The sequence below is a fragment of the Streptomyces sp. NBC_00310 genome (genome assembly GCF_036208085.1).
Lineage (GTDB): Bacteria > Actinomycetota > Actinomycetes > Streptomycetales > Streptomycetaceae > Streptomyces.
The window spans coordinates 10,137,813-10,162,878 of record NZ_CP130714.1 but is presented as its reverse complement, the minus strand read 5'-3'; the positions used below and the strand labels follow the sequence as shown (position 1 = coordinate 10,162,878).

The 25,066-nt window shown below is 71.6% G+C and carries 22 protein-coding genes; 11 read left to right on the top strand and 11 right to left on the bottom strand.

Annotated elements, in window-relative coordinates:
• Nucleotides 1–3: 3 nt before the first annotated feature.
• Complete coding sequence (locus OG202_RS44320; RefSeq protein WP_328224564.1) at nucleotides 4–1,119, top strand: serine hydrolase domain-containing protein; 1,116 nt, start codon at nucleotides 4–6, stop codon at nucleotides 1,117–1,119.
• A 56-nt stretch (nucleotides 1,120–1,175) separates the two neighbouring features.
• Here the strand turns inward: OG202_RS44320 and OG202_RS44315 are convergent, their stop codons facing one another.
• Nucleotides 1,176–2,054, bottom strand: coding sequence for an ANTAR domain-containing protein (locus OG202_RS44315; RefSeq protein ID WP_328224563.1), 879 nt, complete (start codon nucleotides 2,052–2,054; stop codon nucleotides 1,176–1,178).
• Between the two features lie 93 nt (nucleotides 2,055–2,147).
• Here OG202_RS44315 and OG202_RS44310 point away from each other — a divergent pair, with 93 nt between their 5' ends.
• The gene (locus tag OG202_RS44310; RefSeq protein ID WP_328224562.1) at nucleotides 2,148–2,810 is read left to right on the top strand and encodes a nucleoside/nucleotide kinase family protein; all 663 of its coding nucleotides are present in this window, start codon (nucleotides 2,148–2,150) and stop codon (nucleotides 2,808–2,810) included.
• Nucleotides 2,811–3,064: 254 nt separating this feature from the next.
• Here OG202_RS44310 and OG202_RS44305 read toward each other — a convergent pair whose 3' ends face one another.
• From OG202_RS44305 to OG202_RS44285, 5 genes are all read right to left on the bottom strand, one after another.
• Nucleotides 3,065–4,783 (bottom strand): hypothetical protein, encoded by a 1,719-nt coding sequence (locus OG202_RS44305; protein ID WP_328224561.1) that lies wholly within the window; start codon nucleotides 4,781–4,783, stop codon nucleotides 3,065–3,067.
• 2 nt (nucleotides 4,784–4,785) lie between these two features.
• A complete protein-coding gene (locus OG202_RS44300; protein ID WP_327726429.1) occupies nucleotides 4,786–5,688 on the bottom strand; it encodes a carbohydrate ABC transporter permease in 903 nt (300 codons plus the stop codon).
• Complete coding sequence (locus OG202_RS44295) at nucleotides 5,685–6,605, bottom strand: carbohydrate ABC transporter permease (RefSeq protein WP_328224560.1); 921 nt, start codon at nucleotides 6,603–6,605, stop codon at nucleotides 5,685–5,687. The genes OG202_RS44300 and OG202_RS44295 overlap by 4 nt, the downstream gene beginning before the upstream one ends.
• Nucleotides 6,606–6,733: 128 nt before the next feature.
• Nucleotides 6,734–8,056 carry an extracellular solute-binding protein gene (locus OG202_RS44290; protein WP_326574038.1) on the bottom strand — a complete coding sequence of 441 codons (1,323 nt, stop codon included), beginning with the start codon at nucleotides 8,054–8,056 and terminating at the stop codon, nucleotides 6,734–6,736.
• 276 nt (nucleotides 8,057–8,332) lie between these two features.
• Entirely contained in the window at nucleotides 8,333–9,454 is a 1,122-nt protein-coding gene (locus tag OG202_RS44285; RefSeq protein ID WP_326574040.1) for an ROK family protein, read from the bottom strand.
• A 242-nt stretch (nucleotides 9,455–9,696) separates the two neighbouring features.
• Here OG202_RS44285 and OG202_RS44280 point away from each other — a divergent pair, with 242 nt between their 5' ends.
• Together OG202_RS44280 and OG202_RS44275 are read left to right on the top strand one after the other, a co-directional pair.
• Nucleotides 9,697–10,611 (top strand): BadF/BadG/BcrA/BcrD ATPase family protein, encoded by a 915-nt coding sequence (locus tag OG202_RS44280; RefSeq protein ID WP_328224559.1) that lies wholly within the window; start codon nucleotides 9,697–9,699, stop codon nucleotides 10,609–10,611.
• A gap of 96 nt (nucleotides 10,612–10,707) precedes the next feature.
• Nucleotides 10,708–12,624 carry a phosphatase PAP2 family protein gene (locus OG202_RS44275; RefSeq protein ID WP_328224558.1) on the top strand — a complete coding sequence of 639 codons (1,917 nt, stop codon included), beginning with the start codon at nucleotides 10,708–10,710 and terminating at the stop codon, nucleotides 12,622–12,624.
• Between the two features lie 55 nt (nucleotides 12,625–12,679).
• Here the strand turns inward: OG202_RS44275 and OG202_RS44270 are convergent, their stop codons facing one another.
• The 3 genes from OG202_RS44270 to OG202_RS44260 form a co-directional block, all read right to left on the bottom strand.
• Complete coding sequence (locus tag OG202_RS44270) at nucleotides 12,680–15,070, bottom strand: SpoIIE family protein phosphatase (RefSeq protein ID WP_326574046.1); 2,391 nt, start codon at nucleotides 15,068–15,070, stop codon at nucleotides 12,680–12,682.
• 87 nt (nucleotides 15,071–15,157) lie between these two features.
• Nucleotides 15,158–15,922: a peptidoglycan-binding domain-containing protein gene (locus tag OG202_RS44265; RefSeq protein ID WP_327726433.1), complete on the bottom strand. Its 765-nt coding sequence runs from the start codon at nucleotides 15,920–15,922 to the stop codon at nucleotides 15,158–15,160.
• Between the two features lie 76 nt (nucleotides 15,923–15,998).
• Entirely contained in the window at nucleotides 15,999–17,252 is a 1,254-nt protein-coding gene (locus tag OG202_RS44260; protein ID WP_327726434.1) for a sensor histidine kinase, read from the bottom strand.
• Nucleotides 17,253–17,413: 161 nt separating this feature from the next.
• On the opposite strand from OG202_RS44260, the gene OG202_RS44255 reads away from it, so the two are divergent.
• The 5 genes from OG202_RS44255 to OG202_RS44235 all read left to right on the top strand — a co-directional run bounded on the left by OG202_RS44255 (nucleotide 17,414) and on the right by OG202_RS44235 (nucleotide 22,275).
• On the top strand, nucleotides 17,414–17,782 hold the full coding sequence (locus OG202_RS44255; RefSeq protein WP_326574052.1) for a hypothetical protein: 369 nt from the start codon (nucleotides 17,414–17,416) through the stop codon (nucleotides 17,780–17,782).
• A 29-nt stretch (nucleotides 17,783–17,811) separates the two neighbouring features.
• Complete coding sequence (locus OG202_RS44250) at nucleotides 17,812–18,534, top strand: ABC transporter ATP-binding protein (RefSeq protein ID WP_328224557.1); 723 nt, start codon at nucleotides 17,812–17,814, stop codon at nucleotides 18,532–18,534.
• Between the two features lie 157 nt (nucleotides 18,535–18,691).
• Nucleotides 18,692–20,695, top strand: a complete 2,004-nt coding sequence (locus tag OG202_RS44245; protein ID WP_326574056.1) for an FtsX-like permease family protein — start codon at nucleotides 18,692–18,694, stop codon at nucleotides 20,693–20,695.
• Nucleotides 20,696–20,762: 67 nt separating this feature from the next.
• Complete coding sequence (locus OG202_RS44240; RefSeq protein ID WP_326574057.1) at nucleotides 20,763–21,443, top strand: response regulator transcription factor; 681 nt, start codon at nucleotides 20,763–20,765, stop codon at nucleotides 21,441–21,443.
• Between the two features lie 148 nt (nucleotides 21,444–21,591).
• Nucleotides 21,592–22,275: a hypothetical protein gene (locus OG202_RS44235; RefSeq protein WP_326574058.1), complete on the top strand. Its 684-nt coding sequence runs from the start codon at nucleotides 21,592–21,594 to the stop codon at nucleotides 22,273–22,275.
• Nucleotides 22,276–22,282: 7 nt separating this feature from the next.
• Here the strand turns inward: OG202_RS44235 and OG202_RS44230 are convergent, their stop codons facing one another.
• The gene (locus tag OG202_RS44230; protein ID WP_326574059.1) at nucleotides 22,283–22,672 is read right to left on the bottom strand and encodes a PPOX class F420-dependent oxidoreductase; all 390 of its coding nucleotides are present in this window, start codon (nucleotides 22,670–22,672) and stop codon (nucleotides 22,283–22,285) included.
• Between the two features lie 73 nt (nucleotides 22,673–22,745).
• Entirely contained in the window at nucleotides 22,746–23,375 is a 630-nt protein-coding gene (locus OG202_RS44225; RefSeq protein WP_326574061.1) for an HAD family acid phosphatase, read from the bottom strand.
• A gap of 267 nt (nucleotides 23,376–23,642) precedes the next feature.
• On the opposite strand from OG202_RS44225, the gene OG202_RS44220 reads away from it, so the two are divergent.
• Both OG202_RS44220 and OG202_RS44215 read left to right on the top strand, forming a co-directional pair.
• Entirely contained in the window at nucleotides 23,643–24,482 is an 840-nt protein-coding gene (locus tag OG202_RS44220; RefSeq protein ID WP_326574063.1) for an SAM-dependent methyltransferase, read from the top strand.
• Nucleotides 24,482–25,003, top strand: a complete 522-nt coding sequence (locus tag OG202_RS44215) for a GNAT family N-acetyltransferase (protein WP_326574065.1) — start codon at nucleotides 24,482–24,484, stop codon at nucleotides 25,001–25,003. The genes OG202_RS44220 and OG202_RS44215 overlap by 1 nt, the downstream gene beginning before the upstream one ends.
• The last annotated feature ends 63 nt before the right edge of the window (nucleotides 25,004–25,066 follow it).

Below are 25,066 nucleotides of genomic sequence, written 5' to 3'. Positions count from 1 at the left end.
CAGATGGTTTCGAGAACGGTGGGCACGGGTGTGGCGACGCTGGGCGCGGTCGTGTTGTCCCTCCTGACGGTCCCCGCCCAGGCTGCCCCGGCCGCGGGCCCCGATACGGCCGGACTACGCAAAGTCCTGCGCACGGCGCTGTCGCAGGGGGCGCCGGGCGCGTTCGCCAGGATCGACGACAACGGCACGGTGCATCATCTGGCCGAAGGTGTCGCGGACCGGTCCACCAAGCGGGCCCTCGGCACCGGGGACCGCATCCGCGTCGGCAGCATCACCAAGACGTTCACGGCGGTGGTCCTGCTCCAGCTGGTCGACGAGGGCAAGATCAAGCTCGACTCCTCCGTCAACACGTATCTGCCGGGGCTGCTCCCCGACAAGCGGATCACCGTGCGCCATGTGCTCAGCCACCGCAGCGGGCTGTACGACTACGCCAACACCCTCTTCTCCCCCAGCGTGTCGGGCTTCGAGAAGGTGCGCAACAAGGTCTTCACCTACCGCCAGCTGATGGACCTGTCGCTCGCCGAGCCGCTCACCGGCAAGCCGGGCGCGGTCTACTCGTACTCGAACGCCAACTTCGTGGTCGCGGGCATGCTCATCGAGAAGCTCACCAAGAAGTCGGTGGCGACCGAGTACCAGAACCGGATCATCAAGCCGCTGAAGCTGGCCGACACGTTCTACGTCCACCCGAAGAACACGATCCCCGGCAAGCACTCCCGCGGCTACATGACCGCCGACTCCACCGGGAAGAAGATCGACTCGACGCTGCAGACGACGTCGTGGGCGCAGAGCGCGGGGGCCCTGGTGTCCAGCGCCAAGGACCTGAACAAGTTCATGGCCGCGCTGGTGCAGGGGAGGCTCACCTCGGCCGCCCAGCTGAAGCAGATGCTGAAGTGGACGCCGGTGAACAGCACCCAGGCGTACGGCCTGGGACTGCGCCGGCGTGATCTGTCGTGCGGCGTCTCGGTGTACGGGCACACGGGGACCGTGCAGGGCTATTACACCTGGGCGTTCACCTCGAAGAGCGGCAAGCGCAGCGTGACGTCGTTCGCCAACACGTCCAACAACAGCACGGTGTACACGACCGTCAACCGCACGCTGGAGTCCACGTTCTGCGGCTGACGGCCTGACGGGGCGAGGCCTGGGTCCGTTCAGTGGGCCGGGCCCGCGGGAACCGCTCACCGTCGGCTGATGCTGCCGCCGCCGTGGGCGCGGCCGAGGGTGTGGAGGTGTTCCAGGGCGTCCAGGACGACGGTCCGGTCGTACCAGGCCAGCCACTCGCCGACTTCGGCGCCCACGACGCTCAACGCCTTGGTCTGAGCGCGTGTCAGCCCCTGCGTCGGACGTTCGAAGTGGGCCGAGACCATGCCCACGCACAGTCCGGAGGGGGTGGTCAGCGGCACGCTGTGGCAGGCGCGGCTGCCCGCCCTGAGGATCGCCGCGCGGGCGTCCTCGGTGAACACCGGGTCCGTAGCCACGTCCTGGACGGTGACCTGGGTGAGGTCCCGCGCGGCCTTGGCGCAGGACGTGCCCTCCTCGCCGACGTACGCGAAGAAGTCGACGAAGTCCGCCGTGTGTCCCGTGTGCCGCTCGATGCGCAGTCCGCCCTCGGCGCGGTCGGCGACCTGGACGTTGCCCATGCCGGTGCCGACCACGGCGAGGGTCTGGCTGAGGAGGGCGGTCAGGACCTGGCTCCGGTTACCGCGTCCGACACGGCGGTTGCGGGCCTCCTCGAAGCTGAGCGTCGGCTCCGCGTGCCGGGCCCGGCCGGGGAACCACAGGGCGCTCCGGCCGTCCGGACGCGGTGCGCTCACCGCCGCCTCGGCCAGGGTGCGCAGCTTGACGTTGTACTGCTGCGAGGCCCGCTGGAGCAGCGCGAACGCGGTCTCGGCGTCCGGCAGGACATAGCGCTCCCGCAGCATGCCCTGGGCCTGGGCGACCAGCGGCCGGCCCTCCATCCGGGTGCGCAGCTGCCGTACCTCCGCGCGCAGCCGCGCCAGTTCCTCCGGCACCGCCTCGTGTTCGTCGTGGGGCTCCGACCAGGACCTCTCTCTCATCCGGCACCTTCCGCCTTTCTCGCTCAGACCGACGCAGGGCTCGTCTGCCCGGTCTCGGCCCGAGTACGCCGGATGGGGTCTACCGTCGTGCGCATGCCCCTGACCTTCGACGACCTGCTGCACCGGGCCGCCTCCCTGGCCCGCCCCGGTCATCGCGCCCTCCTCGGGATCACCGGCGGCCCCGGCGCGGGGAAGACCACGCTGGCCGAGCGGCTGACCCGGGAACTCAACGGCGACGGCGAGCCCTGGGTCGCCCATGTCCCCATGGACGGCTTCCACCTCGCCGACGTCGAACTCGACCGCCTCGGCCGCAGGAGCCGCAAGGGCGCACCGGACACGTTCGACGCGGCGGGGTACGCGGCCCTGCTGGAGAGGCTGCGCGGCGACGAGGACGATGTCGTCGTCTACGCGCCGGGGTTCGAACGCACCTTGGAGCAGCCCGTCGCGGGCTCGATCCCGGTTCCGCCGACCGCCCGTCTGGTCGTCACCGAGGGGAACTACCTCCTGGTGGACGCGGGCCTCTGGCCGCGCGTCCGCTCCCGCCTCGACGAGGTCTGGTTCTGCGAGCTCGACGAGAGGGAGCGCCTACGCCGGCTCGTCGCCCGCCACGAGGAGTTCGGCAAGGGACACGACGAGGCGGTCGCCTGGGTTCTCGGTACGGACCAGCGCAACGCCGACCTGGTGACGGCGACCAGGCGTCACGCGGACCTGGTGGTGCCGGAGTCGGCGATGCCGGCGGTGGATGCGGGGGCGTAGACGAAGCAGCCCGACGTCCGCGGGGATCGTCGGGCTGCCCGGGTAGGGCCGGTGGTCAGGTGCGGAGCATCAACGTCGCCTCGCCCCGCTCGTCGCCCGCCGGGTCCCCGACGAGAGCGGTGAACGCCTCCGTGCGGACTCGCCCTCGGGCGTGATGCGCGCGAGTGCCTGCTCGACGACATCGGCGAGGACCGCGTCGTACGCCTCCGATCAGCCCTTCATGCCCAGGGTGGTCATGGCATGGTTCGTCGGAGTCACACGACGGGGGCGGGCCTGCGGGCGCGCAGTGCGACGGTCAGTGTGTGCGGGCCGAGTCCACCGATGTAGACACGGTTCCCGGTCGTCGCATCGGTGCCGCCCACCACGGTGTGGTCCTGACCCGGGTCGTACCGCAGCACCTCGCTCCGGTCCGGCCCGGCGAGCGGTTCGCCCGCCTCGACGCCGGCCTCGACCAGGATCTCGTCGTCACCGACCCGGTAGGTCATCGGCCCGTTCGTCAGGCACCAGCGTCCGTCGCCGATCGGTACGGCGCCCTCTGGCACACCGCCCGGCCGGAAGGTCAGTTCGAAAGCCCAGGGCACCCGTGGTCCGCTGATGTCGATCCGCAGGTCGGCGCCGTCCTCCCGCAGGTCCACCTCGACGCGGGTCGTGTGGGAGACCTCGTCCCGAGGCCGGTCCGGGAAGGCCATCGAGGCCGAGAAGCGTCCGTCGTCCACCAGCCGGTAGACGCCGTCGTCCCGCCTCTCGTCCTTCGGGAGCGGCTGGTAGTAGGCGGCCGTGAGGGTTTCGGTGAGCCGGTACCGGTTGTCGGCGAGCTGTTCCATGTCGGCGGCGCGGAACGGGCCCATGTCGAAGAAGCCCCGCGAGAGACGGACCGCGTCGAGGACGGCGTCGCCGGCGAACAGGCGCAGGAAGGTGGGGTTGCAGGCGAGGCCCGAGCGGATGCGCCGGTGCTCGGGCACGTCGGAGCCGCCGTACACCACCGTGTGCGCGGTGGCCGAGGCGCGTGCGGCGAGGCGTGCGGTGGTGAGGTACCGGTCGCGCGGAAGGGTCTCCGCGGTCGGGGCCGGCAGGGCGCGGCACAGGTCCGGGGTGAGGAGGGTCTCGGCGAGCAGGTCGGGGTCGTCGATACCGCCGGCAGCCGCCAGCCGCGCCACCCGGGCGAAGTCGCCCCGGCCGGTGCGGATCGCGAGCAGCCGGTAGTGCGGCAGGTAGGGCGCCAGCGGGAACGGGTGGTACTGGTCCTGCCGTCGCGAGTGGACGGTCTCCACCGTGCCGTCCGGCCTGATCAGGTCCAGGGTCGTGGCGAGATTGCGTTCGACGGCGTACAGCAGGTCGGCGCGGCCGAGCACTTCGGCCAGCAGCAGCAGCGACGGGTTGGACACATGGGCCGCGTAGTTGGCGCTCCGTTCCGAGTACAGGCCCTCCGCGTCGATGTCGACGCCCTCGGCGAGCCACTCCTCGACGCGGTCGAGCAGCCGGTCGTCCGGGAACGACCGGTGCAGCCGGGCCAGCGCCGCGCACAGCTCCCAGCGGTGGTTCGGGGTGTGCACCCCGCCCGTCAGGAGGCTGCCGGAGGCGGCGCCTGCGATCTCGGCGAGCGCGGCCGTGACGTCGCGCAGTTCCGGGCCCGCGTCGGCGGCGAGGACGTACGCGTCGCACACGTCGTTGACGGTGAAGGCGGAGTCCGGCGGTGACTGCACGTTGTCGCCGCCGGCGAAGAGGCCGGTGGTGGTCTGCGTGGCCCGCAGGGCGCGGAGATGGGTCGTCGCGGCGGCGACGGCCTGCCCTCTGCCGTGCAGTGCCGAGTCCGGGGAACGGTAGGCCGCGACCAGGGTCTTGACCCGCCGCGCCAGACCACGGTGCGGCACACCGGCGGGTTCCTCGTCGGGGCGTGCCGCGAGCGGGGCGGCCTGCTGGTCGGCGGCGCGGGCCGCCGCGCGGACGAACTCGTGGTCGAGCGGGGTGGGCAAGGTCAGTCCTTCAGTCCGGCGTTGATGTCGGCGTTCATGACGTACTTCTGGAACACCAGGAAGACGACGATCAGCGGGACCATGGAGATGACCGATCCGCCGAGCAGCACCGACCAGTTGATGTTCTGCGCGCCGACGAGGCTCTGGATGCCGATCTGCACCGTGAACTTCTCCGGGTCGTTCAGCATCAGCAGCGGCCAGATGTAGTCGTTCCACCTCCACTGGAACGACAGGATGGCGAGCGTCAGCATGATGGGCCGGGAGAGCGGCACCATGATCCGCATGAAGATCGACAGCTCACGCGCGCCATCGATGCGGGCGGCCTCGATGAGCTCGTCGGGGACCGTCAGGAAGAACTGGCGGAACATGAAGCACCCGGTCGCGGTGAGCAGGGCCGGGAGGATGATGCCGGAGAGCGAGTTGTAGAGGCCGAGGTCGCGGACCACCAGGAACAGCGGGGCGAGCATGACCTCGGCCGGCAGCATCGTGGTGGCCAGGATGCAGAGGAAGAAGGCCTTGAGCCATTTGTTGTCGTACTTGGCCAGCGCGTACCCGGTGCAGCAGCTGACCCCCACCGTGAGGATCGTCGCGATCACGCACACGATGATCGTGTTGATGAAGTACCCGGAGAAGTTGGCGCTTGCCCACGCTTCCTTGTAACCCGACACGGTGGGGTCGTCCGGGAACAGCGTCAGCGGAAGGGAGAACAGGTCTCCCGCCGGCTTCAAGGAGCTGAGGACGAACCACAGCACCGGCAGCCCGTAGAGGCCCGCCAGGACCCACAGCAGAGTGGTCGGGGCGATCGCGCGCCGAAGCCCTCCGGTTGCCGAGCCACGGGGCCTCTTCTTGGAGACGGCCCGTACGGAGTCGGCGTCGACCTTGCGCGGCATGTCTGTGGTTGTCATCGGTTCTCCACCCGCCGGTTGACCATCATCTGGATGATCGCGACGGCCATCAGGATGAGCATGAGCACGAACGACGCGGCGCTCGCGTAGCCGATCTGGCCCGACTTGAACCCCGTCTGGTAGATGTACTGGACAAGCAGGTTGTTCGACGTTCCGGGTCCACCGTTGTTGAGGGAGGCGAAGACCGCGTACTCCTTCATCGCGTGGATCGTGTTGAGCAGGATGACGATGAAGGACGTGGGAGCGATGCTCGGCAGGGTGATGCTGATGAACTGGCGCCACGGACCGGCGCCGTCGAGCGCCGCCGCCTCGTAGTACGACGTCGGTACGTTCTTGATCGCCGCGATGAACAGCAGCATGGAGAAGCCCGTCCAGGCCCAGGCCGCCGCCACCACGACCACGAGCAGTGACAGGTCCGCGTTCGACTGCCAGGGAACGGCGCTTCCGCCGACCTTCTCTATGAAGTAGTTGACCAGTCCGAAGTTCTCACCGAACAGCCACCGCCACAGGACACCCACGATGATGGGCGACAGCAGCCACGGGATGAAGAAGAAGATGCGGGCGACCGACGCGCCCTTGGCGTGCTTGCTCACCAGCACGTTGGCGATGAGCAGCGACAACACGAAGTTCAGCGGGACGAAGAGCACGGTGTACAGCAGCGTGCGGGTCGTCGCGGAGTAGAAGGTCGAGTCCCCGAGCAGCTTCTGGTAGTTGTCCAGTCCGACGAACTGGAACGCCCCCACGCCCGTGTAGTTCGTGAAGGAGTAGACGAGCCCGATCACCGCCGGCCAGACGAAGAACAGCGCGAAGAGCACGACATTGCCCGTGATGAGGACGAGCGGTGCGAGGGTGTACTTGCTTCGTCTCCTGGGCGGGCTCACGGACACGTCCGAAGCGTCCGGGGCGCGTTTTGTCATCTTCCTGACTCCGTGCTGGTGGATTGGATCCTGGGGGCTCAGGTCATGGGCCCGGCATCACGTGGGTGGGGTCCGCGGGCCCGGGCGGCGGTGTCTCGACCCCGCCGCCCGGGACTGTCGGCCTGTGATCAGCCGCCGACCTGCTGGTTGTAGCCGTCCACGATGTTCTGCAGGGCCTTGTCGGCCGACTGCTCGCCGTTGATCGCCTTGCCGAGCTCCGCCTTGGTCGGGTCGTCGGCGAGGCTCTTGCCCTTCAGCACCCAGTTCGTCTGCGCGCTGTTGAAGTAGCCGGAGATGGGGTCGTACAGCGGGATCGACTCGTTGTAGAGCTTGAACGCCGCCTGCGCCGCCTCGGACTCGAAGGGGTACTTCGGGGTCAGACCGCTCTCGACCGGCAGGAAGCCGGAGGCCTCGCACAGCGCCTGGTAGTGGTCGGGCTCGTACAGCCAGGACAGGAACTTCTGCGCGGCGGCGGCCGCGTCGGCGTTGTTGTTGAAGCCCACCGTCATGCCGCCGCTGTTGACGTCACTGGCCTGCACCGGCTGGGCGGGGGTCGGGACGCTCGCCCACTCGAACTTCGTGATGCTCTCCGCGTAGGCGGCGACCTGCCACACGCCGGACCAGTAGGCGACGACGTCACCGCTCTGGAACATGGCCGACGGGTCGGCGCCGCTGGTCCACACCGACTTCGGCATGGTCTTGTCGTCGTTCCATCCGACGAAGGTGTTCACGGCCTTCTTGGTCGCCGCGTCCACCGAGAACTTGCCGGAGTCGTCGGCGTGAACGTACTTCCCGCCCATCTCGTACACCATGGCGCGCAGCCGGGACGGCGACTGGTCGAAGGTCAGGGAGTACTTGGCCTTGGTCTTCTCCCGGACCTCGTTCGCCGCCTTGATGAACTCGTCCCAGGTCCAGGTCTTGTCGGGCGAGGTCGGGTAGTCGACGCCGGCCTTCTCGAAGAGCGACTTGTTGATGAACATGCCGGACGCGGTGACGTCCGAGGGGATGGACAGCACCTTCCCGGACGAGTCCTTGGCGACGAAGTTGGCGTTGATCTTGTTCGTCTTGTTGTTGGCGATGTCCTTGAGGTCGATCAGCTTGTTCGACCAGATCGGGTCCAGCGCCGGCACGGCCGCCACGTCGGGCAGCGAGTTCGCCTGCGCGGAGTTGCGCAGCTTCGTCGCGTAGCCGTCGTAGGGGATGTTGACGAGCTTGACCTTGACGCCCGTTTCCTTCTCGTACTGCGCCACCATCTTCTTCCAGCCCGCGTCCTGCCCCGGAACCGTGGAGATCCAGAACGTCAGCGACTTGGAGGTCCCGCCCGAGTCGGAGCCCCCTCCGCAGGCGGAGAGCAGCAGGGCACCTGCCGTGGCAACGGCAGCGAGGGGAGCCAGGCGGCGCATACCGCCGCGGCCGAGTCGGCGGGAACGCCGCACACCCACAGTGGTCATCTTCGATCCCTTTTTTTCGGTAGGGGACGGAGCACGGGGCCGACCGAGGCGGCACGGGTGCATTTTGCAGGAAAGCTGCTTTCCGGGGGGCACGGCCTCGCCCGACCGCGTCGTCCACGCGGGGCGGCATCCCCGGCCGTTCTGGCCGTCACCGCACGGGCACGCCCTCGTGCGGTTGCCGTACGTCGAGTACGGGCGGGAGGCTCGCCCCAAGTCGGCGTCCCGGCCGACTTAGAAAGCGCTTGTCCGGACATTGGCAGATGCCGGTGGAGTCCGTCAATGCTTCACCGCCGCCCCTGCGGTCACGGTTTGGATTCCCCGGGCCACGGCCAGCCGACTGGCCCCCACGACGGTGCCGCTGTCGCCGAGCGCGCTGCTCACGACCTCGGTCGGCCAGCTCAGCCGGGCCAGTTCGGCCCGTACGCCGGGCAGCAGCCGGGGCTCGGAGCCGACGGCGCCGCCCAGCACGATCAGGCCGGGATCCAGGACCGCGGTCGCCGCGGCGGCGAGTCTGCCCACGTCGGCGGCGTGCCGGCCGACGACCGCGCACGCCGTGGCGTGTCCGGCGTCGGCCAGCGCGAACAGCCCGTCGACGGTGTCGGGGCACGGGCCGTCCACGCCCTGCCAGGCGCCCGCCGCCCGACGCAGCAGGGAGCCCGCTCCTATGTGCGCCTCCAGGCCCTCGTGGCGCGGTTCCCGGTCCGCGTCCCACGGGTAGGGCAGCCGGGCCACCTCACCGGCGGCGCCGTTCGCGCCGCGCAGCACCTGGCCGCCGATGACGACACCGAGACCGATGCCGACACCGATCCGCAGATAGCCGAAGGTGTCCCGGCCCCGGGCGGCGCCCTCGTGCAGCTCGGCCAGTGCGGCGCAGTTCACGTTGTTCTCGACGTGGACGGGCACACCGGGCGGGAGCGCGACGGCCAGGGCGTCGAAGATGGGACCCGCCTTGGCGGTGGCGGGGCGCACGGCCGTGCCCTCCCGGCTCTGGATGGTGACGTCGCCGACGGCGACGACGATGGCGCGCAGCGGCGCGCCGGCCGACAGCCGCGCGAGGGCCTCCGTGACCACGTCGACGGTGTCCGCCCGCAGGCCGGTGCCCTCGGCGAGCAGGGTGCCGTCCAGGGCGCAGACCCGCACCCGGGTGACGCTGGGGCCGAGGTCGACGGCGAGTACGGCACCGGCGGCGAGCCCGAGGTCGTATACGGCCGCCGACCTGCCGGTTCCGCCGGAAATCGTGCCTGAGCGGGCGGCGAGACCGGCGGCCTCCAGTTCCGCCACGGCGGTGGAGACGGTCGGCTTGGAAAGCCGTGCCCCGGTGGCCAGTTGGGGGCGGGTGGCGGTCCTCGACGCGGCCAGTACTGCGAAGACAGCGCGGGCGCTCTCGCTCAGTTGCATGCTCTCCCCAGTCGTGCCGCGATCATCCGGCCGCACGGTCGTGCGGTATCCGGGTCCGAACCCTTGACGCACTCTTATTCGTTAGTTAATTTCCTAACGAAGTCAAGCGGTACTCGCCTACCGCACCCGCAGAGGCCCGTCCCGGGGCTTCCCTAGCACCCCCCACAGACCCTGTGTGTCCAGGAACGGCTTCGCCCAGCCGTCGCTGCGCCATCGCAACGCAACGACGAAAGAGGCCTTTCGTGCAGGACTCCGGGCCCGTCGCGGTCGGTATCGACGTGGGCGGCACCAAGACCCATCTCCGTGCTGTCACGGGGACGGACCGCGTCGCCGATCACGTCCGTACGAGCCGTGGCTGGCGGCCGCACGACCCGGCTGCCGCGACCGCATGGCTGGCCACGCTGGTCGGGGAGGCGCTGCCCGCGCACACCCTCCCGTCCGCCGTGGCCGTCGGTGCTCACGCCTGCGAGACGCCCCGGCAGTGCGAGGGGATACGTCTCGCCCTCCAGGAACGGCTTCAGGTGCCGTGCCTGGTGGTGGGCGACGCCGAGCTACTGGTGCCCGCCGCCGGTTTGGACAGGGGGGTGGGCCTGGTCGCCGGCACCGGTTCGGTGGCCGTCGGCCGGTCCGCCGACGGCACTTCGGTGCAGGTCGGCGGCTGGGGCGCGGTCCTCGGCGACGAGGGCGGTGCCGCCGGCCTGGTCCGTGAGGCGGCCCGTGCCGTATGGGCGGCGCACGACCGGGGCGAGGCGCCCGACCCGCTCGCCGACCGTCTCGTCGCCGCCTTCGGGGTGAGCGAAGTCCCGGCGCTCGGCGGGGCGCTGGAGGCCGCCACGGACGTGTCCGCCGACTGGGGCAGACACGCGCCCGTGGTGTTCGAGGCCGCCGAGGAGGGCTCCGCCCCGGCCCGCCGAGTGATCGCCGAAGGGGGCCGCGCGCTCGCCTCGCTCGTGACGCGGCTCGCCGCCCGTGGCGTCGCCGTGGACGACGTGGTGGTGGCCGGCGGGACGATCCTCTCCCGGCCCGCCCTGTACGCGGCATTCGCCGAAGCGCTCGTGGAGGCTGTACCGTCCGCGCGACCGCAAGTGCTTCAAGTGCCTCCGGTCGAAGGGGCGTTGGCGCTCTCACGTACTCTCCTCCGACCGGTCACCCGCTGACCACCGTCCGGTCGCCGACCGGACATCGACCGGTCACCCGTCAACTCCACGCTCAGCCCGCACCCGATCATCACCTCGCGAAAGGAGCGGCGCTCCATGCCGTCATCTGCCGGGCACCACAGACTCAACCGCCGCGTCTTCCTCAGGAACTCCCTCGGCGTCTCGGCCGGCCTGATCGCCGCTCCGGCCCTCGCTCCCGTCTGGCATGCCTCCGCGGCCGAGAGCAAGGCCGCCACCGCGTTCGCCGCGTTCGTCGACGACTACACCACCAACACCACGGCGAACCTCACCCCCGAGACCAACGCCGTGGTCCGCGCCCTGGGCGGCTTCGCCGAGATCTGGAAGACGGGAAGCGCCTGGAACACCGGCACCCCGCTGCTGCCGGAGATCCTGCGCGCCAACATGCGCTACTGCGCGCGTGTCACCTCCCGGCGCACCGAGGCGCAGGCGCGCCAGGCGTTCATCACCGACCGGCAGCACCAGAGCTACTCGGTGATCACCGGCCTCGGCCCGCTCGCGGAGCTGTACAAGGCGGGCGCCATGGCGGTCACGGCGATCACCTCCGCCCCGGAGGGCACCCCGGCGGGCAAGATCAGCGACTCCGTCCCCGCCGACGCCCCCGCCGGATCCGCGAACGGCGCCGGGTCCACCACCTCCGAGCTCGGGAAGGTGGCCGAGCTCGTCAACACCGTGCGCGGGCCGTTCGCGTCGGGCAACCCCTCCAAGTTCTCGTACCAGTACCCGCGCCCCTGGCGGATGAACGAGAACAGCGAGGTCGCCGACACCGGCAGGACCGACGCGTTCGGGTTTCCGGTGTACGACTCCGACGTGATCGTCGTCCCGCAGCTGCTGCGCCAGCGCGGCGAGAACCCCGCCGAGGACGGCGGTTTCCCCAGCGGCCACACCAACGCCCTCCACCTGGCGGCCCTGGCCTACGCGTACGCCGTCCCGGAGCGCTTCCAGGAGATGGTGACCCGCGCCTTCGAAGCGAGCCACGACCGGATCATCTCGGGCATGCACTCCGCGGTCGACGTCCTCGGCGGCCGGGTCATGGCCACCGCGCTGGCCGCCGCCGCGCTCGCCGACCCGAAGAACGCCGCCCTGAAGGCCGCCGCGCGCAAGCAGGCCGCCGAGTACTTCCAGGCGAAGACGGGCACGACGGCCGACACGCTGTTCGCCTACGCGCACTCGGCGGGGACGGACACCGACCCGTACGCCGACCGCCGGGCCAACGCCCGCCTGGTCGAGCCGAAGCTGACATACGTGCTGACCCGGCGCGGCCCTTCCGAGGACCTGACCGTGCCTAAGGGCGCCGAGGTCCTGCTGGAGACGCGGCTGCCCTACCTCGACGCGGCGCAGCGGCGCGAGGTGCTGCGCACGACCGCGCTGCCGTCCGGGTACGTCCTGCTGGACGGCTGGGAGCAGTGGGGCCGGCTCAACCTGTTCGAGGCGGCGGACGGTTACGGCGCCTTCGACGCGGAGGTCACCGTCACGCTGGACGCCGCGCTCGGCGGCTTCCACGCGGCCGACACCTGGCGCAACGACATCGACGGCCGGGGCGGCCTCGTCAAGCGGGGCGGCGGTTCGCTGACGCTGGCGGGCGCCAACCGGTACACGGGCGGCACCGTCGTGGAGGCCGGTGTCCTCGCGGCGGGCTCGAAGGAGGCGTTCGGCCGCGGTGACGTCCGGGTCGAGGGCGGCACGCTGGCCACGGGCGACCACTCCGTCCGGGTGCGCGGCGGCTATGTCCAGGCCGGCGTGCTCGACGTGACGCTGGACCGGGGCACCGACCCGGCCCTCGTGGTGGACGGGCGCGCGGTCCTGGAGCGGGGCAGCGAGCTGGTGGTCCGCTTCGACGCCGAGCAGGCGCCGCGGTCCGGCAGCACGGTGGCGGTCATCGGGGCGCGGTCCCTGCAGGGCCGGTTCGCCGAGGTCTCCGTGGCCGTCGAGGGCTGGACGGCCGAGCAGGTCTTCACGGCGCACGGTGTGTCGGTGCGGCTGCGGAAGAAGTGACCTTCCTTCTCCGGTAAGGCTGTTGGGGGTGGCGTGAGCCGCCCCCAACACGCGTTCACGGGACCGGTGGCAGGGCCTGCTCGGCCCAGATGGTCTTGCCCGCGCCGCTCGGGCGGCTGCCCCAGCGGTCGGTGAGCTGGGCGACCAGGAGCAGGCCGCGGCCCCCCTCGTCGAAGCTGCGGGCCCGGCGCAGATGGGGGGAGGTGCTGCTGGCGTCGGAGACCTCGCAGATGAGGGTGCGGTCGCGGATCAGGCGCAGCTGGATGGGGGCGCCGCCGTAGCGGATGGCGTTGGTGACGAGTTCGCTGACCACGAGTTCGGTGACGAAGACGGCCTCCTCCAGGCCCCAGCGGGTGAGCTGTTCGGTGGCGAGGTGGCGCGCGTTGGCCACCAGCGCCGGGTCGTCGGAGAGGTTCCAGACGGCCACCTGTTCCGCGTCGAGGGCGCGGGTGCGGGCGAGCAGCAGGGCCACGTCGTCGGCCGGGGTGTCGGGCAGGAGTGACGTCAGCACGGTGTCGCAGGCGCTCTCCAGGCTGCCCACCGGCCCTCCCAGCGCTGCGCAGAGGGCGGCGGTGCCCGTGTCGACGTCACGGTCGCGGGCCTCCACCAGGCCGTCGGTGTAGAGCGCGAGGACCGAGCCCTCGGGCACCTCCAGATCCCTGGCCTCGAACGGGAGTCCGCCGACGCCGAGCATCGGTCCGGCCACCACCTCCACCACATCCACACTGCCGTCGGGCCGCACCATCACGGGCGGCACATGCCCGGCCGAGGCGATCGAGCAGCTGCGGTCCACCGGGTCGTACACCGCGTACAGACAGGTCGCGCCGATCTCCCCGTCTCCCGTGCCGTCACCGGCCGCGAGGTGCTCGACGAGGTCGTCCAGGTGGGTGAGCAACTCGTCGGGCGGCAGGTCGACGTCGGCCAGCGCCCACACGGCCGTGCGCAGCCGGCCCATGGTGACGGAGGCGTGGATGCCGTGGCCCACGACGTCCCCGACGACCAGCGCCACCCGGGTCCCGGACAGCGGGATCACGTCGAACCAGTCGCCGCCCACCCCGGCCTGCGACAGCGCCGGCAGATAGCGGGAGGCGAACTCGACGGCCGCCTGTCCGGCGACCGTCTTCGGCAGCAGGCTGCGCTGGAGCGCCAGCGCCGTAGTCCTTTCCTTCGTGTAGCGGCGGGCGTTGTCGACGCAGACGGCCGCCCGGCTGGCGAGTTCCTCGGCGAGCGACACGTCGTCCTGGTCGAAGGCGTCGGGATGCTCGGGGGTCAGGATGCGCACGAGGACGGCCACGCCGAGGGTCGTACCGCGTGCGACCAGGGGTACGGCCATCAGGGACAGGTCGTGGTCCTCGGCCTCCTGGAGCTTGGTGGAGCGGGCGCCGTGCCGCGCGAACCAGGAGTCGAGGGCGTCGTCGCCGGTGCGGGCGAGCACGGGGGACCCGGTGAACAGGGCCCGGGCGGGCGGCGAGGTGGGCGGGTAGACATCGGCGGAGCCCAGGCCGATCGCCGCCTCCGGGACACCCGGCGTACGGGAGTGATGCGCGGCCCGGCGCAGTTCCACACCGCCGTCCACGGGGCCCATCTCGGGTTCCTCGCCCTGGAGCACGGACTCCAGGAGGTCGACGCTGGCGAAGTCGGCGAGCCGGGGTACGACCAGTTCGGCGAGTTCGCGGGCGGTCTGGACGACGTCGAGTCTGGTGCCGATGGAACCGGCCGCCTCGTTCAGCAGGGCCAGGCGCTGGCGTGCCCAGAACTGCTCGCTGCTGTCGAACGCGGCGAGCGCGGTGCCGATCAGCTCTCCCGAGTGGCCGCGCAGTGGCCACATCTCGGAGGTCCAGGCGTGCATGCGCCGGCCGGAGGGCGAACGGGTCCAGCTCTCGTAGCGGACCGGCTGTCCGGTCTCCACGACCATCTCCAGATGACGCAGGAAGCCCCGGCTGTGCTCGGCGTCCTCCACGGTGTCGAGGAAGTACTGGTGCCGGAACTCCTCCTCGGGCTGTCCCATGACCTGGCACGCCCAGTCGTTCATCCGCAGATACCGCTGCTCGGTGTCGAAGACGGACATGGACATCGAGGCCTGCGCGAAGGCCAGCTCACCCAGCCCCCGCTCGGCCCGGTCCGGTGTCGCGGTGACGGCGAACCTCCGCCCCTCGCCCCGCGCACCCCGCAGCGGGCACATCCGCAGAGCCACCTTCTGCCGCCGCCCGTCCCGGTAGCGCAGGTCCACGACCGTGTCGCCGTGCGTCAGCAGCGTCCGCCACACCGTCGCCGCGTCCCCGTCGACGAGGTCCGCCGCCGGCCGCCCGGTCACGTCCCCGGCGGTGTGCCCGGTGAGTCGCCTGGCCCCCTCGCTCCACCCCGTGACCAGGCCGCGCGCGTCGACCACCGCCATCGCCTCACCGGCCGTGGCAGCCCGCGACGCGCCGGACGCCTTTGTCACCATATGGCCAGGATGGTCCGTTCGAGGCGGGGCAACAACCCGGATGCGCCCGTGGCGCACCGGATGCGCGGCCCCGCCGTGCGACTAGAACTAGAGCGCGGTGCGGGATTCGAGGTCCTGGCGGGTGTCGTTGCCGTAGACGCCCGTTTCGTCACCCCGGATGCCGTACCAGAGCTGGAAGCGCGCCACCGCCTCCTTCAGTACGCCGTCGTACCGGCCCGAGGTGGAGCCGTTGTCGTACACGTTCGGGATGCGGAGCAGCCGTTGCTGGAGTTCGGAGACCTCGGGGCCGCTGTCGCCCTCGCGGAGGGTTCCGGGGCCGTCGGGGTCGGTGCCGTCGTTCTGGGCGGGGGCGGAGGTCGCGGGTGCCGACGGGGCGGGTGTCGGGGTGACGGTGCGCGCCTCCTTCTCCGTGCCGCCGCCGGGCAGCAGGAGCGCGGCGCCGAAGCCGAGGAGGGCGGCCGCGCCGACGCCGACGACGACCGCGGCGCGCTTCAGACCGGATCCGCCGCCGGGCGCCGGACGCCGCCGCCGCTCGCCGCTCGGGACCGTGTCGGAGCCGAAGTCCTCGCCGGCCATGACCGGGGGCAGTTCCTCGGTCTCGTACTCCGTCCGTGGCAGGATCCGCTCGGGAGCGGGTTTCGGCTCGGGTGCGGGTGCGGGTGCGGGCCTCGGTGTCGGTGTCGGTGGTACGGCGACGGTCTCGTACTCGTCGTTCGGGGCTGTCGTCCCCTTGTACTGCTCGAACTCGCGCAGCAGCTCGGCCAGGGCCTCGGTCCTGCGTCGGCGCATGACGTAGGTGGGCTCGATCGTGGGACGCTTCGTCGTCCGGCCCGGTTCGGGCGGTTTCGACACGCTGTTCTCCTTCCGTGCACGCGGTCTCCCGCCATCCCCGAGAGGAGATACGGGAAGCCGGGCCGGGAGGTTCAGCTCATCCGGCGGCCACGGGGGCGGCCGGGAGCACGGCGACCACCTCCCAGCCGGGTCCGTCCTCGCGCGGGCGGGCCCGGAGCCGGCCGCCGAGCGCGGTGACCCGTTCGGTGAGGCCGACGAGCCCGAAGCCGCCGCCCCGGGCCGCCTCCGGCAGCCGGGCACCGCCGCGGCCGTCGTCGCGCACCGAGACCTCCAGGTCACCGCGGGCGTAGCGCAGGTCGACGGTGACCTCGGTGGCGTCGGCGGCGTGCCGCCGGACGTTCGTCAGGGCCTCCTGCACCACGCGGAAGGCGGCGGCCTGCACCTCGTGCGGCAGGTCGTCGGGGACGGCGGGGTCGTGGCGCAGCACGGCCGCGTGGCCGTCGACGCCGCCGACACCGTCGAAGCCGCGCACCAGTTCGTCGATGCCCGCCAGATCGCCCACCGGGCGCCGGTCGGCGGTCCCGGTCCCGGCCCCGTCGTCGTGGTCGCGCAGCACACCGACCGTGCGGCGCATCGAGGCCAGCGCCTCGGTCGCGGCCCGCTCGATGCCCGCGAGGACGGGGTCGAGACGGTCGGGTTCGGTGCCGGCCATCATCCGCGCGACCTGGGTCTGCACCAGGATCCCGGTGACATGGTGGGCGACGAAGTCGTGCAGGTCGGCGGCCATGGCGAGGCGTTCCGCCCGGCGGGTCTCGGTGACGATCTGGGTCCGGCGGTGGTCCAGGGTGCGGAGATAGGCCGCGAGGGCTGCCGTGACCCCGCCGAACAGCAGCAGCAGCGCGGTCACGCCGGCGAGGCTGGCGTCCGGTTCGACGGCGTAGTACGGCAGCGGCAGCGCGAGCAGCACGAGACCGTCGAGGAGTCCGCAGGCCAGCGCCCAGCCGGGCGGGCAGGTGCGGACGGCGACGACCAGCAGGCACAGCAGTACGGCCGCCAGGCCCGGGCCGAAGCCGCCCTTCTCCCGGGCCGCGAGCAGGGTCACCACGTTCGCGGCGGCGGCGAGGGCGGGGGCACCCGTGCGCACCTGGGGAGTGAGCCAGGCGGGCCGGCGGCGCTCGGGCCACAGCAGCGCCGCGAGGCCGACCGCCAGCGCGAGCAGGTGCAGCCACAGGAAGGCGACCCCCTCCGCCCCCAGGAGGAGGACGTCGGACCCGCAGGCCAGCAACAGGGCCACGATGCCGCCGACGCGTACGCAGCCCGGCTTGGCGGGGCGCACCGGCCGTCCGGTGGCGCCGCCCGCGGGTTCCTTGGTGTCGAGCACGAGCTTCACGCAGATCACAGTAGGCAGCCCCGGTGGGTCCCGTATCGGCCGTACGGCTGAGGGAGCGCGTCCGGCGACCCGTAAGCCTGGCCGTTCGGCCGAGGCGGGCACTCCCGCCGCCGGGAGAGGTTGGGTGCCGCAACCCCACCCCTTCGCGCCAGGAGCACCTCATGGAACGCAGACCCCTCCTCATCACCGGCGTCGCGCTGGCGGCCGTGGCCGCCGGCGGCGGAGCCCTCACCTACGCGATGAGCGGTACGGAGTCGACCACCGGGCTCGACCGGTACAGCGCCGTGACCGTGGACGGCGAGAAAGGGCTGAGCGGCACCATCGCGGCCGGCCGCATCGCGTCCAAGTACAGCCCGCTGCCCTGGATCGGCGGCGAGACGTCCGACCTGAAGTGCCCCGACCTCAAGGCGGTGGCCGGCACCGAGGTGACGTGCACGGCGAAGGACGGCGACGGCAGGGACCTCTCCATCCCCGTCACCGTCGTCAGGGCCGACGCCTCCAGCGTCACCTGGAAGTTCGAGCGCGCCTAGTCCGACCGGAAAGGACCCGTCACCACCTCATGAGCACCGTCCTGGCCGGCAACGGCCTGATCAAGAAGTACGGCCCCATCACGGCTCTGGCCGGCGTGGACGTGGCGGTCGCCGAGCGCGAGTCCCTCGCCGTCATGGGCCCGTCCGGCTCGGGCAAGTCGACCCTCCTGCACACCCTCGCCGGCATCATCCGGCCCGACGGCGGCCAGGTGCTGCTGCGCGGCGAGCGAGGCGAGAAAGGGGTCCCCCCGGCCGAAGGCTGGGAGCGCATCGACCACTGGGGCGAGAACAAGCTCAGCGCCCTGCGCCGCAGGCGCTTCGGATTCGTCTTCCAGTTCGGCCAGTTGCTGCCCGAACTGCCCGCCGAGGAGAACGTCGCCCTCCCCCTGATGCTGGAGGGCGTGCCCCGCCGCCAGGCCGTGCGGCGGGCCCGCCACTGGTTCGCGCCGCTCGGCCTCGCGGGCCTGGAGCAGCGCCGCCCCGGCCAGCTCTCCGGCGGCCAGGCCCAGCGCGTCGCCATCGCCCGCGCCCTCGCCGTGGAACCCGACGTCGTCTTCGCCGACGAGCCCACCGGCGCCCTCGACCAGTCGACCGGCGAGGAGGTCATCCGCCTCCTCACCTCGGTCACCCGCGACCAGGGCGCCTGTCTGGTCATGGTCACCCACGACGCCGACGTGGCCGCCCACTGCGACCGCGTCCTCCAGATGAGGGATGGCCGGGTGATCGGCCACAGCCGGCACACGGTCGCCTGACACCTGGGTGACGGCACACGGTCGCCTGACACCTGGCATGTGGCCCCGGCCCGCACAGGTGCGCGGGGACCCGCGCGACCGGCCGCGAACGGCCCACACCCGCCCTCCCACCGATCCGACCGAGCTCTCAGGCACCGACCGTTCCCCGGAGACACGCATGCGTTCCCCCGTCCTCCCCTTGACCTGGCACCTGGCCCGCTCCTCCGGACGGCGTGGTCTGCAGAGCCACCTCCTGTCCGTCGGCGCGGCAGCGGCCGGCGCCCTGGTCCTGCTGACGCTCCTCGCCGCCTACCTGGGCTCCGGCGCCCGAGCCGACCGCACGGCCTGGCGCACCCCCGACGCCGTACCGGCCCAGCGGGCCACCGCCGTCCAGACCCTCGGCACGACGTATGTGGGCCACCGCCCCGTCACCGTCGTCTCCCTGGCCCAGCTCCCGAACCGACCGACCACCCCCGCCCCACCCGGCCTGGACCGATTCCCGGCCCCGGGCCGCACCTCCCTCTCCCCCGCCCTGGCGAAGCTGATGCGCGAGCTGCCCGCCGAGCGACTCGCCGACCGCTTCCCCGGCGAGACCGACTACGGCACGATCGGCGAAGCCGGTCTCGCCGCCCCCGAGGAGCTGGTCGCGGTCGTCGGCCGCACCCCCACCGACCCCGCGATCACCCACGCGGCGCGGGGCAGCGCCCTGGACACCCTCGCCGCCCGCGCCGGCGTGGACGGCTTCAGCGGCACCAGGCCGAGCGTGTTCACCTCCTTCGACCAGCAGGCATCGGTGCTCGGCGGCGCACTCCTCGTCGTTCCCGTGGTCGTGCTGGCCTCGGCCGCCGGGCGCCTCGGTGCCGCACGCCGGGAGCAGCGGCTCGCGGCCCTGCGGCTGGCCGGAGCGACCCCGCGGCAGATCCTGGCCATGACCGGCGTCGAGTCGGCGGCGGTGGGGCTGGCCGGCGGCTTCCTGGGCGCCGTCGCCCACATCCTGCTGGTGCCGGTCCTCGCGCGGGTGCCGTACGGCATCGGCACCTGGTACGCCGGACAGCTGTGGGTCGGCCCGACCCGGCTGCTCGCGGTGGTGGCGCTCGTGGCCGTGCTCACCTCGGTCAGTGCCATGACGACGCTGCGTGGGGTGGCCCGCTCCCCGCTGGGCGTGGCCCAGCAGGCCGATCCGCGCCGGACGAAGCTGATCCGGCTGGTGCTGTTCGTCGCCATCGGGCTGTACGTGGCGACGACCGCCCATGGCGGCGGGCTGAGCACCGGTCAGTCGCTCGCGCTGATCGTCCTGGTGTACGGGGCGTTCTGGACCCTCGGTCCCTGGGTCGTCGACATGCTGGGCCGGCTGCTGAGCCGCTTCGCGCGCCGCCCGGCGACGCTGCTGGCCGCGCGCCGACTCAGTGACGATCCGCGCGGCGCCTGGCGCACGGTCAGCGGTCTGGTCCTCGCGGGGCTCGTCGCCGGGTTCTTCACCGTCGGACAGGTCGGGATCGTCGGCTATGCCTATCCGGGGCAGGTGGCGGTGCGCGCGGATCACGGGAACCCGCGTGAACTCGCCGTACAGGCACGGCGGTTGCTCGACGAGGCCCAGGTGCGCGCGACTGTGCGGACGGCGGGCACCGACGCGTGGGACGGGATCCTGAACGGTGACCAGGGCGTCGTGGTCCGGGTGCGCGGCGGCCAGGAGCAGGTGGACACCGCGTCGACCGCGCTGTCCTCCCTCTCCCCCGGGAACCTGCCGTTCACCCAGGACTACGTCAACGCCGAGGGCGACACGACGACCCGGCTCATCGGCGAGATGGGGCTCGCGGTCCTGGCCCTGGGGTTCCTGGTCGCCGCCGCCTCCGCCGGGCTCACCGCGGCGGCCACGGTGCTCGACCGGCGCCGGGTGTACGGGCTGCTGCGGCTGGCCGGTACGCCGCTGAAGGTGCTGGACCGTGCGCGGATGCGGGAGACCGCGCTGCCCCTGGTGGTCCTCGCCGGCGGTACGACGGCGACCGGGGTCTACGCCGCGACGAAGGTCAACGAGATGTTCCACCTGGAGCCGGACGCGTCGGGGGCCGTGCGGCTCGCCCTCTGTGTCGGCCTCGGCACGGTCACCATGTTCGCGGCGCTCGCCGGGAGCAGGCCGCTGCTGCGGAAGGTGACGGCGGAGCGCGCGCAGGACCCCGACTGACACACCCTCATCGAGCCCCCCCCTCCTCCCTCCTTCTCCCTCCTTCTTCCTCAGGCATGATGCGCCCATGAACGACCGCCGCCCGATCCGGGTCCTGATCGCCGACGACCAGGACATGGTCCGCACCGGCTTCCGCTTCTTCCTCGACGCGCAGCCGGACATCACCGTGGTCGCCGAGGCCGCCGACGGCGAGACGGCCGTGCGGCTGGCCCGCGAGGTGCGGCCCGACGTGTGTCTGCTGGACATCCGTATGCCGAGGCTGGACGGCCTGGAGGCGACCCGGCTGCTGGCCGGTCCGGGGGTGGCCGATCCGCTGCGGGTGGTCGTGGTGACCACGTTCGACCTCGACGAGTACGTCTACGGGGCGTTGCGCGGCGGTGCCTGCGGGTTCCTGCTCAAGGACTCCGGGCCGACCCTGCTGGCCGAGGCCGTACGGGCGGCGGCGGTGGGCGACTCCCTGGTGTCGCCGTCGGTGACGGTCCGGCTCCTCAAGCACGTCACGGCGGAGAAGGAGGCCGCCCCCGGCCCCGAGGCCGCGCGCCCCCAGGAGCCGCTGACCGACCGGGAACTCGACGTCGTCCGTCTGGTCGCGCTGGGCCGCACCAACGCCGAGATCGCCGCCGCGATGTTCGTCTCCCTCTCCACGGTCAAGACCCACCTCGGCAGCATCCAGCTGAAGCTCGCCGCCCGGAACCGGGTGGAGATCGCGGCATGGGCGTGGCGGACGGGGCACGCGGGCGACCGTTGACGACGGTCCGCCCGGAGTGCCAAGGGACCCGCGTTCCGTTTGTGAGGGTTGGGGTGTTTGCCGGGTGAGCTCCCTCTGTGCCGGTAGCGTGCCCATGTCACTGTTCGAGTGAGCGTGCACCCGGTGCACGAGGGGGGACATCCGACATATGAGAAGCGTGCGCGCACTGCTGGCGCGACTGGCCGTCGCCTTGCTCGCGGGGGCCGGCCTGGTCCTCGCCGGGCCGGGGTCGGCACAGGCCGACACCACGGTCGAGATCCCGGCACCCTCCCAGGGCGGCATCTCGGCCACCGTCGTGTTCCACCGGACCGTCGTGCCCCAGCCCTACAACCCGGACCCCACCGCCTCCTACGGCGACCGCCAGTGCCTGTTGCGGTACCACGAGTACTACGCGACGCCGGGCTGCGGCGGCTTCGCGCTCGGCGTCACCCTGCATGACGTCCGCGACCAGCCCGGCTATCTCGCCGGGCTGAGCAGCGCCGGCGGCTACTTCGGCGCGCACGCGGACACGGCCCGCACCTTCGGCTGTCTGCTGCCCGACGGCACCTTCGACCACAGCACGAGCTTCGTCGTCCGCACGGAACAGCAGCCCTTGTCGCCGGTGTACTACCAGCCGGACAGCAACTGGCTCCTGACCCAGTTCAGGAGCTATCCCGACCAGGACTTCGGCCCGCCCTTCTTCGTCAACTTCCCGCCGGTGGAAGTGAATTGCCCGGAGGGTACGACGGCGACCCAGTACGGCCTGAAGGTCACCGACGTGAAGATCAGCATCGACGACCCGAATGTCTTCGGCAGGACGACCTGGACGGCACCGGGGCCGTTCTACGCCTGACGGGCGCTCACTTCGTCAATGTGACGCGGATGCCGATCGTGCCGTCGGCGCCCCGGCGCAGGCGGCTGCCGAGGAGGGTGAGGCGGCCGAGGACGCCGTACTTGCGGGCGATGAGCCTGCGGTAGGCGGCGGAGCCGGCGCTGTCGAGGATCTCGGCACGGGCGGGGACGGAGTCGCCGGTGGGGTTGCCGCGCACATCGCAGGGGCCGACGAGGACGTCGGCGCGGTTCCGGATGCGCTTGACCTTCCAGGAGTCCGCGACCGTCCAGATGCCGAGCGCGTCCCCGTCCCGCACCACCCACACCGGTGTCGGGACGGTGGTGCCGTTCTTGCGGTAGGTGGTGATCAGCAGGTACTTGCCCGCGCCGAGCGCGTCGAGCGAGGTGTCGTCGGCCATGGCGGGAGTCTAGGTGTACGGCCGTCGGCGGGGACCGGCGGCCGTGCACACAGGACCGAACGGTGGAGCGGCGTCAGTCGAGCAGCCCGTCGTAGTCGGGCAGCTTGTAGGTGCGCTCGGCGTGGCCGCCGACGAGGTCGGTGGTGTTGTTGCCGACGTTGGCGATGATCGTGTAGCCGTCGGACTCGATGTCCGCGCGCGAGGCGGTCTTGTAGGCGGAGACCTCGGCGAACAGGTCGGGCAGGTCACGCACGTAGAGGCCGTCGACGGGGTAGCCGACGGTCTCCAGGTTCCACTCGGTGACGCTCTCGATGATGCCCGGCCGGGCGGTGACGAAGAAGACGGCGACCCCACGGGACTTGGCGTACTTGGCCAGCGCCAGGGAGGGCTTCAGCGCGGGGGTCGGCAGCTGGTACCAGGGCGTGTAGTGCGTCTCCAGCGTCGTGTTGTCGATGTCGAAGACGATGGCGAGCTTCTTCCCCGAGGAGTTCGCGGTGCGCTGCTGTATGTAGGGCGTGGCCGTGTCGACGACGGCCTTCACGTCCGTCTGCCAGGTCGCGTAGTCCACCTCGGCGGCGGCCGCGACCGCGGCCTCGCTCGGCGCCGCGGCGGCCGGAACCGCCGCGGTCATCGACGCACCCAGGCCCAGCACGGCCACCGCGGTGACCGTCGTGATGCGGCGTCCCACACCGCTTGCTGTCATGTTCGTCCCCTTTTTTCTCATGTCAAAGCGGCGAGGTCACTGGAACCTTCGCCGCACTCGTCATGGTCATGCCCATTGATGGCCGAAAGACCACCTCCGAGTTACTGATTGGTAGAGAGGTCTTGACGATCGCTGTCCGGCGCCCGGGAAACCTGGATCGAACCTGAGCCCTGTGAAGATCGCCGAAGTGTCGGCAAAGGCCAACCGGCGGGTCTACATTGCCCGTTGGACGACAACACCTTCACCGAAGATCCAGGAGTCGATGCCGTGACGGACAACCCGGCAGCCTCGGACTTCCCCTCCTCGTCGCTGAGCGGCCGCATCGTCACCACACGGCCGACGGCGGCGCGGATCTGGAACTACTGGCTGGGCGGCGGGGACTACTACGAGGTCGACCGGCAGGCCGGGGACGAGATACGCCGACTTCATCCGAGCATCGGGGACTACGCCCGCGCGGACCGGCTGTTCCTCGGGCGGGCCGTCCGGCATCTGGTCACCGACGTGGGTATCCGGCAGTTCCTGGACATCGGCACGGGGCTGCCGACGGCGGAGAACACCCACGAGGTGGCGCAGCGGATCGCGCCGGAGTCCCGGATCGTCTACGTCGACAACGACCCGCTGGTCCTGGCGCACGCCCGCGCCCTGCTGACGAGCACGTCCGAGGGGCGTACGGACCACGTCGACGAGGATCTGCGCAACGTCGACTCGATCCTCGAACACGCCGCCAGGACCCTCGACCTGACCCGGCCGGTCGCGGTGATGCTGCTCGGCGTGGTGATCTTCATCGGGGACGACGAGGACCCGTACGGCATCGTGCGCCGGCTCGTCGACGCGCTGCCCGCCGGCAGCCATCTGGTGCTCTCGCACACGATCACCGGTCCGGACCTGCCCGAGGTGGACGCCGCCGTCGAGTGGTGGAACGCGCACGGCACCCCTCGGCTCACCCAGCGCACGCCGGAGGCGGTCGCCCGGTTCTTCGACGGGCTGGACCTGCTGGACCCCGGTGTCGTCTCGTGCTCCCGCTGGCGCCCGGACCTCGCCGACGGGTGCCTCTCCGGGGAACCGGCGGAAGTGGCCATGTACTGCGGAGTGGGAGGCAAGCGCTGATGGCGATCGACTGGGTCCGGCTCCAACTGGACGTCACCGACTTCGACCTGGCACGTTTCCAGCCGTACGTCGACAAGTGCCGTACCTCCGGCGTCCGGCTGACGACCCTCTCCGAGCTCGGAGACACCCCGGAGCACCGCCGGGCGTTGCATGAACTCAACAAGGAGTGCTCGGCGGACATCCCGGGGCGCGGCGCCTTCTTCGAGTACGACGAGTACCACCGGCTCCGCTTCGAGGTGCCCGCCTACGATCCGCGCGGTGTGGTGCTGGCCCTCGACGGCGACAGGTGGATCGGTATGGCGGCCACTTCGGACCGACGGCGGTCCGGGTTCGTGTTCAACGAGATGACCGGGGTACGGGCCGCTCACCGGGGCCGGGGCATCTCGGTGGCCATGAAGACGTTCGGCATCGGGTTCGCCGGCATCTGCGGGGTGAGCACCGTCCGCACGGTCCACCATCCGGCCAACACACGTGCGATCGCCATGAACCGGACGTTGGGATACGTCGACGCGCTCTGGTGAACATGTGCCGACCGCGGCACGTATGGAAGGAGGGCGCTCAAGGACCGGACGCCCTGGCGGTGT